We start from the raw sequence: 15,910 nt of genomic DNA on the forward strand, positions 1-15,910 counted from the left end.
TGCGCGGATCACCGGCTCAGGACGGCGAGCCGAGTGCCGATTGGTAAACGTCGACGACCCGGGCCAGGAAAGCCTCGATGACCTCTCGTTCCTCATCAGAGAGATCCTGGGTGAGCGCCGCCACTCCCCCGATCACCGGAAGCAGTTGCTGGAATGCCCGCGAAACCGACTCCTGAGCCGGCACCACGACCACCTTTCGCCGATCCGACGAGTGCGGATGACGCTGGGCGTGCCCCAGGGCCACGAGCCGGTCGACCACGAGAGTGGTTGCCGCCGTGGAGATGTCCAGGCGGCGGGAGAGCTCGCCCGGGGTCAGCGACCCCTCCTGGATCAGGTGCTCCATCGCGGACAGGTCGGTGGCGTTCACCTCGAGCGCCTGCCCGACTTGGCGCTCGAAGGCGCGGGACAAGTGCACGATGTCGTGCAGCTGGAAGCCGATCCGGTCCGAAACCGGCAGACCGGACTTCCGACTTTCGCCGCCCCCTGGCGCGCCGACGACCCCGACCTCGGAGCCGGGAGCGAACTTGCGACGCTCTTCCATAGGAGCCATACTATTACCAATATTGCTAGGACGCCTAGCAATCAGGTTCCTTGGAGGAATTTTGCTCGCGATTCAGCGGTTCATCACCGGTCAACGCACGGCCTGGATCGTCCTGATCGCGACGATCGTCGCCGTTGGTCTGCTCTTCTCCCTCTTCCCCTCGGACGATTCCGAGGAGTTCCCCACCTCCGGGCTGCCCACGTCCAGCCAGGCCGCACAGGTCGATGCGCTCCTCGCCGAGTTCCCCTCCGCCGAGCAGACCTCAGCGATCGTGGTCTGGACCCGGGAGGGTGCCGACCTGACCCGGGCCGACATCGAGGCCATCGCCGAACGCGGCACCGCCCTCGCCGAGCAGTCGATCGTGCCGCAGGCCACCATGCCGCGGTTCAGCGATGACGGGCAGGCCGCGATCAGCATCGTTCCGCTGGACGCGGACGAGGCCAACGCCGACATCGGCGGGGCGGCCGCCGGCATCCGTGACGCCGCGTCCGACGCACTGCCGAGCGGCCTGAACGCCTATGTCACCGGCGCCGTCGGCTTTCAGTCCGACATCACCAACGCCTTCGCCGGTGCCGACTTCCGGCTGCTGCTCGTCACCGTGATCGTCGTCGCCGTGCTTCTGATCGTCACCTACCGCAGTCCCGTGCTCTGGATCGTTCCGCTCGTCGTCGTCGGCATCGCGGATGGCCTGTCCGGGGTCGTCGTGGGAGCCCTGGCCGAGCCGTTCGACATCACCCTCGATCCCTCCGTCGCCGGCATCCAGTCCGTGCTGGTCTTCGGCGCGGGCACCAATTACGCCCTGCTGCTCGTGGCCCGCTATCGCGAGGAGTTACTCCGCACCGATAACCGCAACGACGCCATGCTGGCCGCGGTGCGCGGTGCCGGCCCGGCCATCGCCGCCAGTGGCGGCACGGTCGCGCTCAGCCTGCTCACCCTGCTGTTCGCCGAGCTGTCTGGCAACCGCGCGCTCGGTTTCGCCTGCGCCATCGGTGTCGTCATCGCCATCACCTTCGCGCTGGTCGTGCTGCCGGCTGCCCTTGTGGTCTGCGGCCGCGGGCTGTTCTGGCCGTTCATCCCCCGCTTCATGCCGGGCGCCGGCGCCGAGCTGCGTCCCGGCTTCTGGACCCGCCTCGGCCGGGGCGTAGAGCGCCGTCCGATCGTGGTCACCGCGGCATCCGTCGCCGCGATCGGTGCCCTCAGCCTGGGCCTGATCGGCGCCTCCGTGGGTCTGTCGCAGGCCGACCAGCTCCTCGGCAAGCCCGAGTCGGTGCAGGCGCAGGCCATCGTGAAGGAATCCTTCTCGGCCGGCTTGACCAGCCAGACCATCGTGCTGGTACCGGATGCCGCGGCAGCCGAGGCCACGACGCGTGCCACCGACACGCCCGGCGTCGAGTCCGTGCTGGCCGGCGAGAGCGCGAACGGCCTGACCCGGCTGAACCTCTCCCTGTCCAGCGAGCCGGGCAGCGACGAAACCTTCTCCGTCATCGACACACTGCGCGGCACCTATGCCGAGTCCTCGGGCGACGTGTCCGAGGCCCTGGTCGGCGGCAGCGACGCCACGGCGTTCGACAACAGGACGAGTGCGCAGGCCGACCAGGCCCTGATCATCCCGATGATCCTGGCGATCGTGTTCGCCATCCTCGCCCTGCTCCTGCGCTCCCTGGTGGCACCCGTTCTGCTGATCCTCAGCGTGCTGGCGACGTACTTCGCCAGCCTCGGTGCCTCCAACTGGATCTTCCAGAACCTGATGGGCTTCCCCGCCTTCAACACCAACGTGGTGCTCTTCGCGTTCCTCTTCCTGGTGGCCCTCGGGGTGGACTACAACATCTTCCTCACCACCCGAGCCCGGGAAGAGAGCATCCGGTTCGGCACGAAGGAGGGCATGGTGCGCGCCCTGTCGTCGACGGGCGCAGTCATCACGAGCGCCGGCATCCTGATCGCGGCGGTCTTCGCCGTGCTGGGCGTGCTGCCGGTCGTGGCTCTGACCCAGATCGGCGTCATCGTCTGCATCGGCGTGCTGCTCGACACGCTCGTGGTGCGCACCCTCGTGGTGCCGGCGCTGGTGTTCCTCACCGGCGACAGGTTCTGGTGGCCGTCCCGTCCGGCCGCGAAGGCCCCGCTGGTCTAGCGCACCGCGGGCGAGAATCCGTGTCGAACCCCGAACGAATTCGACGCCGCGCGCTCGGAATCACTCAGCGGGCGCACGGGAGTCCGAGGCCGCCGGCCTCGGGCGGCGTGCGGTGCTGCCACCGCAGCCTCCGTTCGAGCTGGGCACCGAGCGCCAGCAGCGTGGCCTCCCCACCCGGCCGGCCGATCAGCTGCACTCCCATCGGCAGTCCAGCCTCGGTTTCGGCAACGGGCAGCACGATCGCGGGCAGTCCGCTCACGTTGACCATGGACGTGAACGGGGTGTACTGCACCTGCTGGGCGAAGTTGCGCTCCCCGTCGACCGCGTCGTACCAGCCCAGCGGGCGCGGCGTGAGCGCGAGCGCCGGGGTCAGCACCGCGTCGAATCGGGACAACTGGCGGATGAACGACCGCTCGTAAGCCGACAGGGCCGCGAGCGCCTGAGCCAGATCCCGGGCGGACAGCTCCCGGCCGCGGTGCATCAGCCAGCGGGTGAGCGGCTCGAGCAGCTGCTCCTGCTCCGGGGTGTCGGCGGGGATGCCCGCAGCGCCGGCCTGCCAGATCGTTCGGAACGCCGGCACATAGCTGTCGTCGGGTTCGAGCGCCGTCTCCTCCAGGCCATGGCCCATATTTGCGAACCCGTCGACGGCCACCATCAGGGCCGCCAACGCCTCGGGAGCGATCTCAATCGGGTAGGCGTCATCCCAGGCGGAGGTTGTCATCACTCCGAGCTGGAACCGACCCTCGGCGCGCACGGCGGCGGCCAGCAGAGGTGCATCGTCGCCGGGGGGCCGGAGCGAGTACAGGTGCTGCGGATGCCCGCCTCGCGGCGCGATCATGGCGTCCAGCAGCAGGGCGGCATCCGCCACCGTCCGTGCCAGCGGTCCGGCCACGCTGAGACCGCCGAGCGCGTTGATCCCGGACGACGAGGGCACCCGGCCGCGCGACGGTTTCACGCCGACGAGACCGCAGGCTGCCGCGGGAATCCGCACCGAGCCGCCGCCGTCGGAGCCCGGAGCGAAGGGAAGCAGCCGGGCGGCGACGGCCACCGCCGCCCCGCCGCTGGAGCCGCCCGCGCCCCGGGAGCGGTCCCACGGGTTGCGCGCGGGCGGCCCGGCCAGTGTCTCGGTGTACGACGGCAGCCCGAACTCGGGCGTGCTGGTCTTGCCGAGGCTCACGCCGCCGGCCGCGTCCAGGGCGAGCACGAGATCGTCGGACTCGGCGGGCACGTAATCCTGCATCAGCCGCGATCCGAACCGGGTTGGCACGCCGGCGCGGCTCTGCAGGTCCTTGTCGGCGAAGGGCAGACCCCAGAGCGGCATGCTGCGCGGCATCAGCTGCTCGACGAAGCGGGCCCGCTCCCGCGCGGCATCCGTTGTCACGCTCACGAACGCGCCGAGGCCGGAGTCCTGCGCCTCGATCCGGCCCAGGTAGTGCTCGGTCAGCTCCGTGGGGCTGATCTCACCGCGCTGCAGCGCCTGCCATTGTTCGAGAGCGGTCAGTTCATGCGGAGCAGCCATCCCCCGAGCCTAGCCAGCCGGGATGCCGGGCAGCGGCGAGACGCTCAGGAGTGGGACAGCCCGGTCAGCAACGCCTGGAACGCCCGCGGCGCGGCGCGGAGAACGGATGCCGCCGCCCACGACCCGGCCCATGGCAGCAGCTGCGCGACGTTGATGATCTCGTACTGCACGAGCGACCCGGCCTGCTCCTCGGGCAGCACCTGGTACTCGCCGCGGTACCACCAGCCGCGCCGCAGCACGAGTCGGCGTCGGTCCCGGTCGGTGTGCACGTTGCCCCCGCCGGCCGCCCCCGAGGCCATCGCCGTCACGAGCCGGTTGAACACGGCGTCGGGGCCGGCCTCGAGGTGTCCTGCGAACGAGCGCAACACGGTGTGGCGCTCGGGCAGGGTGGGCAGGGCATCGGTCATCCCTCGATTTTAGGCGTCCGCCGGCCGCAGTCTCGCCGCTTCGCCTATTTGAGGCTCTTCTGCAGGAGCACGGTGCCGAGCCAACGGTCGAACTTGAAGCCGACCTTGCCCATCCGACCGATCTCCGCGAATCCGAAGTCGCGGTGCAGCTTGATCGATGCGTCGGCGCCCTGGTCGGCGACGACCGCGATGATTTCCTTGAGCCCGGCGGCCTGGGAGCGCTCGATGAGTTCGCCGAGCAGCATCCGGCCCAGTCCCTTGCCGGTGGAGGCCGCTCCGAGGTAGATCGAGTTCTCGACCGTGAACCGGTAGGCGCGTTTCTGCTTCCACGGGCCGACCAGGGCGTAACCGAGCAGCTGGCCGGCCGGGGAGACAGCCACGATGAACGGCATCCCGAGCTTGCCCAGATAGTAGAACTTGCTGCGCCACTCGGCCAGGGTCATCGGGTCGACGTCGAAGGTGACCGTGCTGTTGGCGACGTAGTAGTTGTAGACCTCCCGGATATACGGCAGATCGGTGATTTGGGCCTCACGCATGGTGAATCCGAACGGCGCCTCTTCCGCGGGCGTCGGTCGAAGGTGCCGGGGCAATTGCCGACGCGGCTGGTATTCCTCTTCAAGCACAGCTAACTCCTCCAGAGAGCTCCAGATTACCCGAGGGACCAGTCAACCGGGGCCGCCCCGGCGCGGCCGAGGTACTCGTTGGCCCGGCTGAACGGCTTCGACCCGAAAAATCCGCGCCTGGCCGACAGCGGGCTCGGATGAGCAGACTCGATCACCGGCGTGTCCCCGAGGAGCGGCCGCAGCGTGCCGGCATCCTTCCCCCACAGGATCGCCACGAGCGGCCGGTCCCGGGCGACGAGGGCACGGATGGCCTGCTCGGTCACGCTTTCCCAGCCGCGGCGCCGATGCGACCCGGCCAGGCCGGCCTGCACGGTGAGTACGCGGTTGAGCAGCAGCACCCCCCGCCGCGACCACGGCGAGAGGTCTCCGGTGGCGGCGGTGACGCCCACGTCGTCGTGTAGCTCCCGGCAGATGTTCGCCAGGCTGCGCGGCAGCGGCCGCACGTGTGCCTCGGTCGCGAAGGCGAGCCCGATCGGATGTCCCCGGGTCGGGTATGGGTCCTGCCCGACGATGAGCACCCGCACGGCGTCGAACGGCTCGGCGAAGGCGCGGAAGACGTTCTCCGGGGCCGGTAGCCAGATACGGCCGGCCAGAGTCTCGGCGCGCAGGTGCTCGCCCATCCGGTCGATCTCCGACGCCACCGGCGCCAGCGCCTGGGCCCAGCCAAGATCGATGGCCCGGCTCTCGGTCAGCGCGGCGAGGGTGACGGGCATGATGCTCGGCTCAGGCCCCGAAGGTGCTCACGAGCACCCCGCCGTCGGCCTCGCTGACCCGCCAGACACTGCCGGCTCCGACGACGCTGAGCGCGCCCTCGCCGACGACCAGCGCGGTGTTCTCGTCGACGGCCAGGCCGCCGTCGATCAGGCCGGCCTCGGTAGCCGCGACCAGCCGGGACAGCGTGCCCCACTGGGCGGCGTGCACCTCCACGGTGACGTCGAGCAGCCCGATGCCTGGTTCGACGGTGATCTCGTCGAGCCCCTCGGCGGCGTGTTCGCCGCTGACCTCGACGCCGCCCATGCGCCAGCCGCCGATCAGCGCACGCTCGGCCGCGATCATCGCGCCGGCAGAGAATCCGAGATAGGGGATGCCGGCGGCCACCTGACGGCGGATCTCACCGAATATCGGGGCCACGGCGGCCAGGTAGGCGGGGGTGACTCCGCCGCCGACCAGGATTCCGTCGGCCTCGGACACCGCGGTCAGGGCGAAGACGTCGCCCGGGGCGACGACGGTGACCTTCGGCTCGAACTCGCCGGCCGCAGAGACGGCGGCGACCAGGTTCGCGGCGTGGTCGGCGGCGTCTTCGGCACGCACGACGAGGATCGCGATGCCTGGCTCCGCGCGGCCTGCAGCGACTCCGCGCGCCGTGGCCTCGGCCAGGAAGGGTCCGAAGACGGCCGCGTCTGTCCGGGGGTTCCAACCGCCGCCGACCAGGTGCACGCTCACAGCAGGGCGCCCCGGGCCACGAGGGGCAGGCTGGCGGCGAGCAGGCTCGCGACAGGCAGAGCGTCATCGAGCTGTGCGCCGCCCGGCAGGCTCGCACCGGTGAGGCTCTCCGCCACGGGCGGCAGGGAGGACCAGGGGAACACGATCCAGCGGTCCGTTTCACACCAGGTGAAATCGGGCACCAGCACGGTGCGAGGCTTCGTGTACAGGGTGGCGGTGCGCACCTCGCAGGCGGTTTCCCGCAGCAGCGCGACGACCATCGCGAGGGTGTGCCCGGAGTCGGAGACGTCGTCGACGAGCAGCACCCGCAGGCCGGTCAGCGAAGGCGCGTCGAGCATCGGTCCCGACAGGACCGGCACGGGCAGGCGCTCGTCGACGCCGGTGTAGAACTGCACGTTGATGCTGCCGCAGTTCTTGGTGCCCAGCGCATACGACATCGCGCCGGCGAGCAGCAGCCCGCCGCGGGCGATGGCGATCACGACATCCGGCTGGAAACCACTCGACAGCACCGCCTTCGACAGCTGGCGGGACGCGTCCGCGAACACGTCCCAGCCCAGCACTTCCCGCTCAATTCCGGTCACATCACGTGCAGCGTCGTCCGCGTCGAATCCCATTTCCCAATGGTAGGTCACGGCGCGGTGACGGTGAGCTCAGGCCAGGTGTCGCTCCTCGTGGCCGTTATACAGCGAGAGCGGACGGATCAGGGCATTCGATGCGGTCTGCTCGATGATGTGCGCGGTCCAACCGGTCAGTCGCGCCGCGACGAAGATCGGCGTGAAAGTGAGGGTGTCGAATCCCATCAGGTTGTACGCCGGTCCCGACGGGTAGTCCAGGTTGGGCAGGATGCCGGTGCGCGTCGTCATCCCCGCCTCGAGGGATTCGTAGAGCTCCAGCAGGTCCGGCCGGTCATAATGCTCGACCAGGGTGACCAGCGCGGTGCGCATGGTCGGCACCCGCGAGTCCCCGTGCTTGTACACCCGGTGGCCGAAGCCCATCACCTTCCGCTTTGCGGCGAGGGTCTCGTTCAGCCACGTCTCGGCGCGCTCCCCGGCGCCCAAACCGAGCCCGATTTCGTCGAAAATGTGCATCACGGCCTCGTTCGCCCCGCCGTGCAGCGCGCCCTTGAGAGCGCCGATCGCTCCGGTGACCGCGGAGTGCAGGTCGGACAGGGTCGAGGTGATCACGCGGGCGGTGAACGTCGACGCGTTGAAGGAGTGCTCCGCATACATGATCATGGACACATCGAACGCGTTCACGACCACGAGTTCGGGCACCTCGCCGAACGTCATGAACAGGAAGTTGGCCGAGTAGCCGAGATCGCCGCGCGGTTCGATCAGCTCGAGGCCGTGGCGGCGGCGCTGGTCGTAGGCCACGATCGCCGGCATCTGGGCCCAGAGCCGCAGGCCCTTGGCACGGTTGGCCGCCGGCGACGCGTCGGCCGCATCGGGGTCGTTCGCGCCGATCAGGCTGACCGCCGTGCGCACGACGTCCATCGGGTGCGCCGTCGTCGGCAGCTCGTCGATGACGCGCTTCACCGCAGGAGTCAGGTGCCGGAGGGAGCGTTCCTGCTCCTCGAATTCGCCCAGCTCGACGTCGGTCGGCAACTCGCCGTGCCAGAGCAGGTAGGCCACCTCCTCGAAGCTCCTCTGTGCCGCGAGTTCCTGCACCGGGTAGCCCCGGTACAGCAGCGAGTTCGATTCGGGGTTGACCTTGGACACCTGCGTATGGTCGACCACGACGCCGGCGAGGCCCTTGTAAATGATCGGTTCGTTCTGACTCATGTCGCTCCCTTGCGTTGAGACTGGATCTGCGTGCGGGGCCGGGCTGCTACGAGGCAACATCCGGGTTGAGGGTGAAGTTGAAGACGCCGGAATCGAAGTGACTGTACGACTCGTAGTCGAGCAGCTCGTAGAGCCTCGCCCGGTGCTGCATCTCCGGCAGCAGGCCGGTCAGGGAGCCCTGCGCCTCGATGGTGTCGAGGCCGCGTTCGGCCGCCCCCATCGCGAGGCGCAGCAGGGACACCGGGAAGATGACGATGTTCATGCCGACATCCGCCAGCTGCTTGACCGTGTAGAGCTCGCCCTTGCCGAACTCGGTCATGTTCGCCAGCACCGGCACGTCCACGGCGGCGCGGATGGCCGCGAACTCGGCCAGCGATGCCATCGCCTCCGGAAAGATCGCGTCGGCCCCGGCGTCGACGAGCTTTTTCGCCCGGTCGACCGCGGCAGCCAGGCCGTCGACGGCACGGATGTCCGTGCGCGCCATGATCAGGAAGTTCGGGTCGCGCCGGGCGTCGACGGCCGCCCGGATGCGCTTGGCCGCCGTGTCGTCGTCGACGACCTGCTTTCCGTCGAGGTGACCGCAGCGTTTCGGATTGACCTGGTCCTCGATGTGCATGCCGGCCAGGCCGGCATCCTCGAGCGTCTGGATCGTGCGTGCCACGTTCATCGGCTCGCCGAAGCCGGTGTCGGCGTCCACGATCGTGGGCAGGTCGCTCATCCGGGCGATCTGCTGGCTCCGGCCGGCCACCTCGGTGAGAGTGGTCAGGCCGATGTCGGGCAGACCCAGGTCGGCCGAGAGCACCGCGCCGGAGATGTACACCCCTTCGAAGCCCTTTGCCGCGATCAGTCGGGCCGAGAGCGGGTTGAACGCACCGGGGAAGCGCAACAGCCGGCCGCTCGCCAGGTCCTCGCGGAACGCGGCCCGCTTGGCGGCAGGGGTGACGGTCGAGTACAACATCAGAAGATTCCGTTCGGGGTGGGAAGTGAGGCGAGCAACCCGTTACGGGCCACGATGGTGAGCTGGCCGAGCTCCCCGGCGCCAAGCCGCGGCAGGCGTTCGGCCGCGGCGAGGAAGCGCACGATCTCGCCCTCCTCGACCACGTCCGCCGCGAGGGTGCGGAACTTGTGCACGTATTCGTCCCGCCCGAACGGCTTCGCGCCGAGCGGATGGGCGTCGGCGACGGCGATCTCGTCGACGACCCGGCTGCCGTCGGTGAGCTCGATCTCGACTCGACCGCCGAAGGCCTTCTCGGCCGGGTCGAGCGAGTGGTACCGGCGGGTCCACTCGCTGTCCTCCGTCGTGGTCACCTTGTTCCAGAGGGCGATCGTGTCGGCCCGGCCGGCGCGTTCGGGCCGGTAGGAGTCGACGTGGTGCCAGCTGCCGTCCTGCAGGGCGACCGTGAAGATGTACGGGATGGAGTGGTCGAGGGTCTCCCGGCTGGCCGTGGGGTCGTACTTCTGCGGGTCGTTCGCGCCCGAGCCGATCACGTAGTGGGTGTGGTGGCTGGTGTGGATGACGACGGATACGACGTTGGCCGGATCGGACAGGGTCGGGTGCTCCCGGTGCAGCTTCCGGGCCAGGTCGATCCACGCCTGCGCCTGGTACTCCGCCGAGTGCTCCTTCGTGTAGCTGTCCAGGATGGCGCGCTTGGCTTCACCATTCGACGGCAGCGACACCTCATAGGCGGCATCCGGGCCGTCGAGCAGCCAGGCGATCACGCCGTCTTCCCCCTCGTAGATCGGGGTGGGGCTGGTTTCGCCGCGCATCGCGCGGTCGACCGCCTCCACCGCCATCTTGCCGGCGAAGGCCGGGGCGTGTGCCTTCCAGCTGGAGATCTCGCCCTTCCTGGACTGCCGGGTGGCCGTCGTGGTGTGCAGCGCCTGCCCCACCGCCTGGAAGATGGTCTCGGGGTCGAGCCCGAGCAGGGTGCCGATGCCGGCGGCCGCCGACGGGCCGAGGTGGGCCACGTGGTCGATCTTGTGCGCGTGCAGGCTGATGCCCTTGACCAGGTCGATCTGGATCTCGTAGCCCGTGGCGATGCCGCGCACGAGGTCGCGACCGGTCAATCCGCGGGCGGTGGCGAGGTGCTGGGCGACCGCGACGACCGGCGGGATGTTGTCGCCGGGGTGTGAGTACTCGGCCGCGAGGAACGTGTCGTGGTAGTCGAGCTCACGCACGGCGACCCCGTTGGCCCAGGCCGCCCACTCCGGTGACACCCGGCGGGAGCGCTGCTCACCGAACACGGTCGCCCCGACGCCGTTGAATGAACGCGGATGCGCGAGCGCCTGCGAGCGGGCCGACACCACCGGGCGCCGGGTCAGCGACGCCGCGGCGACGGCGGCGTTGTCGATCACCCGGTTGACGATCATCTCGGTCACCTCGTCGCTCACCGCGACCGGGTCGGCGGCGCACAGGGCGATCTTCCAGGCCAGCTGGTCGGTGCGGGCAAGGTTCTCGTCGCTGCGGTGAACACGAACGTGGTGGAGCTGCACGGTGGATCCCTTCGATTGGTTCGATCGGTTCGAATAGTGCGGTCAGCGCGGTGGAGGCGATGGGTCGGCCGGAACGGCCGACGATCCCCGGAGGGTCGCGAGAACGCTGGTGAGGCTCTGGTGGAGGTGCACGTGCGTGGCGTGGGCGGCCAGCGACGAGTCACCCGCCAGAACGGCGTCCACGATGAGCAGGTGCTCGGCGGCGGCGCTTCGGAGCCGGTCCGGGTTGTCCCGGGCCAGGCGACGGATGCGGGCGAGGTGCGTGCGCACCCCGGCGAGCGCACCCACGAGGAAGGGGTTCGCCACGGCCACGTCAAGGGCCAGGTCGAACTCGTCGATCAGCTCGTAGTAGCGGCGTAGTCCCGCCTTGCCGTGCCGGAGCAGCTCCGGGGCCGCAAGGAACTGCGTGCGGAGAACCTCGAAGACCGCCGGGTCGCGGCGCTCGGCGGCGATCCGGGCGGCGTGTTCCTCCAACGCCCGTCGCACCTCGTAGAGTTCCCCGATTCTGTCCACGCTCATCTCGGTGACCATGAACCCACGGCCGGTGCGGCCGGCCACCAGACCGTCGGCGATCAGCCGGGCGATCGCCGCGCGCAGAGGGGTGCGCGACACCCCGATCCGGGCGGCCTGCTCCACCTCGAGCAGCCCCGTGCCGGGCGCCAGGATGCCGTCGAGAATCTCGCCGCGCAGCTGCCGGTAGGCGCGTTCACTTGCGCGAACCGGAGCCGTGGTCCCCGTCGTTGGGGTTTCTGTATACACAAATCACATGTTATTCCCTTATTGCGGGATTTGTGCCAGACTTCACGAATTCAATGTATACATAGGAACTTCAACGGAGAGGTTCGAATGTCAGGGGAAGCATCGGCGGGGTATCACGACCTGTGGCAGAGAAGCATCGATGACAACACGCGTTCGGCGTTCTGGCTGCAGGCAGCCCGGGCAATCGACTGGACCGTGCCGCCGACGGTAGCGCTGGAGGAACGCTTCCCCGGCGCCTGGCGCTGGTTCCCGGACGGCGAACTCAACACCAGCTACAACGCGCTCGACCGCCACGTGCTTGCCGGACGCGGCGAACAGACGGCCGTCATCTACGACTCGGCGATGTCCGGAACCCGGGTGCGCCTGAGCTATCGCGAACTTCTGGGACGCGTCGAGCGCTTTGCCGGCGTGCTCCGCGCCAGCGGCGTCGGCCGGGGCGACCGGGTGATCGTCTACCTGCCGATGATCCCGGAAGCCATCGTCGCCATGCTGGCGTGTGCCCGCATCGGCGCCATCCACTCCGTCGTCTTCGGCGGCTTCGCCGCCAGCGAGCTCGCCGTGCGGATCGACGATGCGCGACCGTCCGTGATCGTGACCGCCTCCGGCGGCCTCGAACCGGGCCGGGCAGTCGAATACCTGCCTCTGGTCGAACGCGCCCTCGCTCGCAGCAAGGGCTCGGTGCACACCGTCATCGTGCGCGACCGGGAGATGGTCCCCGGCTGCGCCGCCGACTACGCCGGCACCAGCGACGTGGCCTGGCTGGACTGGGCCCACGAGGAGAACGAGGCCTCCCCGGCCGCGCCGATCAGCCTTCGCTCCGACGACCCGCTCTACATCCTGTACACCTCAGGGACGACCGGCAATCCGAAGGGGATCGTCCGCGACAACGGCGGCCACGCCGTGGCGCTGGCCTGGTCGATGGCCAATATCTACAACGTCAAGCCCGGCGACGTCTTCTGGGCGGCCTCTGACGTCGGCTGGGTGGTCGGCCACTCCTACATCGTCTATGCCCCGCTGCTGGTCGGCGCCACCACGGTCATCTATGAGGGCAAACCGGTCGGCACCCCGGATGCCGGGGCGTTCTGGCGCGTGGTGGAGGACTACCAGGTGTCAGTCCTGTTCACGGCGCCCACGGCCATCCGTGCCATCCGCCGCGTCGACCCTGACCTGGTCGAACTGGCGGGGCATGACATCCGCAGCCTGCACGGGCTGTTCCTGGCCGGCGAACGCCTCGACCCGGAGACATACCACTGGGCCAATGACGGGCTGCACTGCCCGGTGGTCGATCACTGGTGGCAGACCGAGACCGGCTGGGCGATCTGCGCGAACCCGCGGGGCATCGCCGACATCCCGACGAGACCGGGCTCGGCCACGTTCCCGGTGCCCGGCTACGACATCGCCATCCTCGATTCCCAGGGCAAGCCGGTCACGAAGGCCGGCAAGGACGGCAACATCGCCATCCGCCTCCCGCTGCCGCCCGGCACCCTGCTCGGGATCTGGGGCAGCGAAGACCGCTTCGAAAGCTCCTACCTGTCGGCTTTCCCCGGCTTCTACGCCACCGGAGATTCCGGCCACTTCGACGAGGACGGCTACCTCTATGTGATGGGCCGCACCGACGACGTGATCAACGTCGCCGGGCACCGACTGTCCACCGGCTCGCTCGAGGAGGTGCTCACCCTGCACCCCGCGGTCGCCGAGTGCGCGGTGCTCGGCGTGCGCGACCCTCTCAAGGGGCAGCGCGCGGCCGGCTTCGTCACGCTCAAGGCCGGGGCCACGATCGACCACGACACTCTCGGCGCAGAGCTCATCGCGCTGGTGCGGGAGCACGTCGGGCCGGTGGCCGCGTTCCGAGACGTGACCATCCTGGACAGGCTGCCGAAGACCCGGTCGGGGAAGATCCTGCGCAAGACCATCCGGCAGATCGTCGATGGCGAGGCCTACACCGTGCCGCCGACGATCGAGGATCCCACGGTTCTCGACGCCCTCAAGCAGGCCGTGCATGGAGTCGGCCCGAACGCCTGAAGCACCAGTCGACCCCCACAGATCACCCCAGCACCATCCCACACAGTCACATCCCTTCACCGGAGCAAAGGAGCCCGCATGGCGGAATCACTGAAAGACAAACTCCCGGACGGAGTAAAACCGTCCACCATCGACTACATCGCGTATGAGAAGACGCCGAAGTTCATCCAGCTGAAGAAGCAGCGCCGCGGGTTCGTGCTGCCGCTGGCCGCCTTCTTCTTCATCTGGTACTTCGCCTTCGTGCTCGTCGCGGCCTACCTGCCCGACGTGATGGCAATCCCGGTCTTCGGCAAGTTCAACCTCGGACTGGTGCTCGGCCTCGGCCAGTTCGTCACCACCTTCGCCATCACCATGTGGTACGTGTCGTACTCGAACCGCCGTCTCGACCCCCTCGGGGCCGAGCTGCGTGCCGAGCTTGAGGAGATGGACAAGAAATGATCGCAACCAGCATTCTGCAGTCCCTGCCGGGCCGCCTGGCCCAAGCCGTCGAACCCGCGGAAAACAACCCCGTGCTGAACATCTCGATCTTCCTCGCCTTCGTGGCGGTCACCCTGATCGTCGTCATCCGCGCCGGGCGCAACAACAAGACCGCGGCCGACTACTACACCGGCGGCCGGTCCTTCACCGGCCCGCAGAACGGGTTCGCCATCGCCGGCGACTACCTCTCCGCGGCGTCGTTCCTCGGCATCGTCGGGGCGATCGCGGTCAGCGGTTACGACGGCTTCCTGTACTCGATCGGTTTCCTCGTGGCCTGGCTCGTCGCCCTGCTGCTGGTGGCCGAGCTCATGCGCAACACCGGCAAGTACACCATGGCGGATGTGCTCTCCTTCCGCCTGCGTCAGGGTCCCGTGCGCGTGGCCGCGGCGACGACCACCCTTGCCGTCTGCTTCTTCTACCTCCTCGCCCAGATGGCCGGAGCCGGCGGCCTCGTGTCGCTGCTCCTGGGCATCGACGACAAGGTCGGGCAGTCCGTCGTGGTCACCGTGGTCGGCGGCCTGATGATCATGTACGTGCTCATCGGTGGCATGAAGGGCACCACCTGGGTGCAGATCATCAAGGCGTTCCTGCTCATCATCGGCGCATTCGCGATGACCGTCTGGGTGCTGGCCATCAACGGCTTCAACTTCTCGGCGCTTCTCGACTCGGCCATCGCCGCCTCGACGAGTGTGCCGGCCGACGCCATCCTGGTGCCCGGCCTGAAATACGGCGAGAACCCGCTCGACTTCGTCTCGCTCGCCATCGCCCTGGTGCTCGGCACCGCGGGCCTGCCGCACGTGTTGATGCGCTTCTACACGGTGCCCAGCGCCAAGGAAGCCCGTCGCTCGGTCGTCTGGGCGATCTGGCTGATCGGTGCGTTCTATCTGTTCACGCTGGTGCTCGGCTTCGGTGCCGCCGCGCTCGTCGGAGCAGATGTCATCCTCGCCGCTCCCGGCGGAGTGAACTCGGCCGCGCCGCTGCTGTCCCTCGCGCTCGGCGGACCGCTGCTGCTCGGCTTCATCTCGGCCATTGCGTTTGCCACGATCCTGGCCGTGGTGGCCGGGATCACGATCACCGCCGCGACCTCCTTCGCTCACGACATCTACATGAGCGTGATCAAGAAGGGCAAGGGTGACCCCGACGCCGAGGTCAAGGTCGCACGTCGTACCGTCGTCATCATCGGCATCCTCTCGATCGCCGGCGGCATCGGCGTGCAGGGGCAGAACATCGCCTTCCTGGTGGCCCTGGCCTTCGCCGTCGCGGCGAGCGCCAACCTGCCGACCATCCTGTACTCGCTCTTCTGGCGCGGCTTCACCACCCGCGGCGCCGTGTGGAGCATGTACGGCGGCCTTGCGGTCACCGTCGGTCTGATCATCTTCTCGCCGGTCTTCTCCGGCACGGAGACGTCGATGTTCGGTGCAAACGTCGACTTCGCCTGGTTCCCTCTGAGCAACCCCGGCATCATCTCCATCCCGATCGGGTTCTTCCTGGGCTGGCTCGGCTCGGTCACCAGCACCCGCAAGGAAGACCCGCTGCTGGCCGCGGAAATGTCCGTGCGGTCCATGACCGGCTTCGGCGCCGAGAAGGCCTCCGAGCACTGATCGAAACCGTACGACCCGCATGACCACTACTCCCCCCGGCTGCACCCCAGCCGGGGGGAGTAGTGTCATCCGCGGGCTAGAGGGCCAGACCATCCGCCTGTGCCGAGCCTTTGACG

Annotated in this window: 15 protein-coding genes; 4 read left to right on the forward strand and 11 right to left on the reverse strand. The window is 68.9% G+C overall.

The features are described 5' to 3' along the window. Window positions 1-16: 16 nt before the first annotated feature. A complete protein-coding gene (locus E3O62_RS02170) occupies window positions 17-541 on the reverse strand; it encodes a MarR family winged helix-turn-helix transcriptional regulator (protein WP_241973269.1) in 525 nt (174 codons plus the stop codon). A 61-nt stretch (window positions 542-602) separates the two neighbouring features. Between E3O62_RS02170 and E3O62_RS02175 the strand changes: the two genes are divergently transcribed. Further along, a complete protein-coding gene (locus tag E3O62_RS02175; RefSeq protein ID WP_134397380.1) occupies window positions 603-2,669 on the forward strand; it encodes an MMPL family transporter in 2,067 nt (688 codons plus the stop codon). Window positions 2,670-2,733: 64 nt separating this feature from the next. On the opposite strand, the gene E3O62_RS02180 is transcribed toward E3O62_RS02175, so the two are convergent. From E3O62_RS02180 to E3O62_RS02225, 10 genes are read right to left on the reverse strand one after another with little or no spacing between them, the layout of a single operon-like run. Further along, window positions 2,734-4,188: an amidase gene (locus tag E3O62_RS02180; RefSeq protein ID WP_134395969.1), complete on the reverse strand. Its 1,455-nt coding sequence runs from the start codon at window positions 4,186-4,188 to the stop codon at window positions 2,734-2,736. Window positions 4,189-4,232: 44 nt separating this feature from the next. Next, entirely contained in the window at window positions 4,233-4,595 is a 363-nt protein-coding gene (locus E3O62_RS02185; protein ID WP_134395970.1) for a hypothetical protein, read from the reverse strand. A 44-nt stretch (window positions 4,596-4,639) separates the two neighbouring features. Continuing rightward, entirely contained in the window at window positions 4,640-5,218 is a 579-nt protein-coding gene (locus E3O62_RS02190; protein ID WP_174720098.1) for a GNAT family N-acetyltransferase, read from the reverse strand. Window positions 5,219-5,244: 26 nt separating this feature from the next. Then, on the reverse strand, window positions 5,245-5,931 hold the full coding sequence (locus tag E3O62_RS02195) for a uracil-DNA glycosylase (RefSeq protein ID WP_134395971.1): 687 nt from the start codon (window positions 5,929-5,931) through the stop codon (window positions 5,245-5,247). 10 nt (window positions 5,932-5,941) lie between these two features. Then, complete coding sequence (locus tag E3O62_RS02200) at window positions 5,942-6,661, reverse strand: Type 1 glutamine amidotransferase-like domain-containing protein (RefSeq protein WP_134395972.1); 720 nt, start codon at window positions 6,659-6,661, stop codon at window positions 5,942-5,944. Continuing rightward, the gene (locus E3O62_RS02205) at window positions 6,658-7,275 is read right to left on the reverse strand and encodes a phosphoribosyltransferase (protein ID WP_104170202.1); all 618 of its coding nucleotides are present in this window, start codon (window positions 7,273-7,275) and stop codon (window positions 6,658-6,660) included. Before E3O62_RS02205 ends, E3O62_RS02200 begins: the two co-directional genes overlap by 4 nt. 36 nt (window positions 7,276-7,311) lie before the next feature. Then, entirely contained in the window at window positions 7,312-8,442 is a 1,131-nt protein-coding gene (locus E3O62_RS02210; protein ID WP_134395973.1) for a bifunctional 2-methylcitrate synthase/citrate synthase, read from the reverse strand. Between the two features lie 46 nt (window positions 8,443-8,488). Beyond that, on the reverse strand, window positions 8,489-9,400 hold the full coding sequence (prpB, locus tag E3O62_RS02215) for a methylisocitrate lyase (protein ID WP_134397381.1): 912 nt from the start codon (window positions 9,398-9,400) through the stop codon (window positions 8,489-8,491). After that, the gene (locus E3O62_RS02220) at window positions 9,400-10,935 is read right to left on the reverse strand and encodes an MmgE/PrpD family protein (protein ID WP_134397382.1); all 1,536 of its coding nucleotides are present in this window, start codon (window positions 10,933-10,935) and stop codon (window positions 9,400-9,402) included. Before E3O62_RS02220 ends, prpB begins: the two co-directional genes overlap by 1 nt. A gap of 42 nt (window positions 10,936-10,977) precedes the next feature. Then, window positions 10,978-11,694, reverse strand: coding sequence for a GntR family transcriptional regulator (locus E3O62_RS02225; protein ID WP_134397383.1), 717 nt, complete (start codon window positions 11,692-11,694; stop codon window positions 10,978-10,980). Between the two features lie 87 nt (window positions 11,695-11,781). Here E3O62_RS02225 and E3O62_RS02230 point away from each other — a divergent pair, with 87 nt between their 5' ends. The 3 genes from E3O62_RS02230 (at window position 11,782) to E3O62_RS02240 (ending at window position 15,794) form a co-directional block, all read left to right on the forward strand. After that, window positions 11,782-13,716 carry an AMP-binding protein gene (locus E3O62_RS02230; protein WP_134397384.1) on the forward strand — a complete coding sequence of 645 codons (1,935 nt, stop codon included), beginning with the start codon at window positions 11,782-11,784 and terminating at the stop codon, window positions 13,714-13,716. A 78-nt stretch (window positions 13,717-13,794) separates the two neighbouring features. Beyond that, entirely contained in the window at window positions 13,795-14,154 is a 360-nt protein-coding gene (locus tag E3O62_RS02235; protein WP_104099874.1) for a DUF485 domain-containing protein, read from the forward strand. Next, window positions 14,151-15,794, forward strand: coding sequence for a cation acetate symporter (locus tag E3O62_RS02240; protein ID WP_134395978.1), 1,644 nt, complete (start codon window positions 14,151-14,153; stop codon window positions 15,792-15,794). Before E3O62_RS02235 ends, E3O62_RS02240 begins: the two co-directional genes overlap by 4 nt. Window positions 15,795-15,910: the final 116 nt, after the last annotated feature.

The organism is Cryobacterium sp. TMT2-15-1 (assembly GCF_004402345.1).
Lineage (GTDB): Bacteria > Actinomycetota > Actinomycetes > Actinomycetales > Microbacteriaceae > Cryobacterium > Cryobacterium sandaracinum.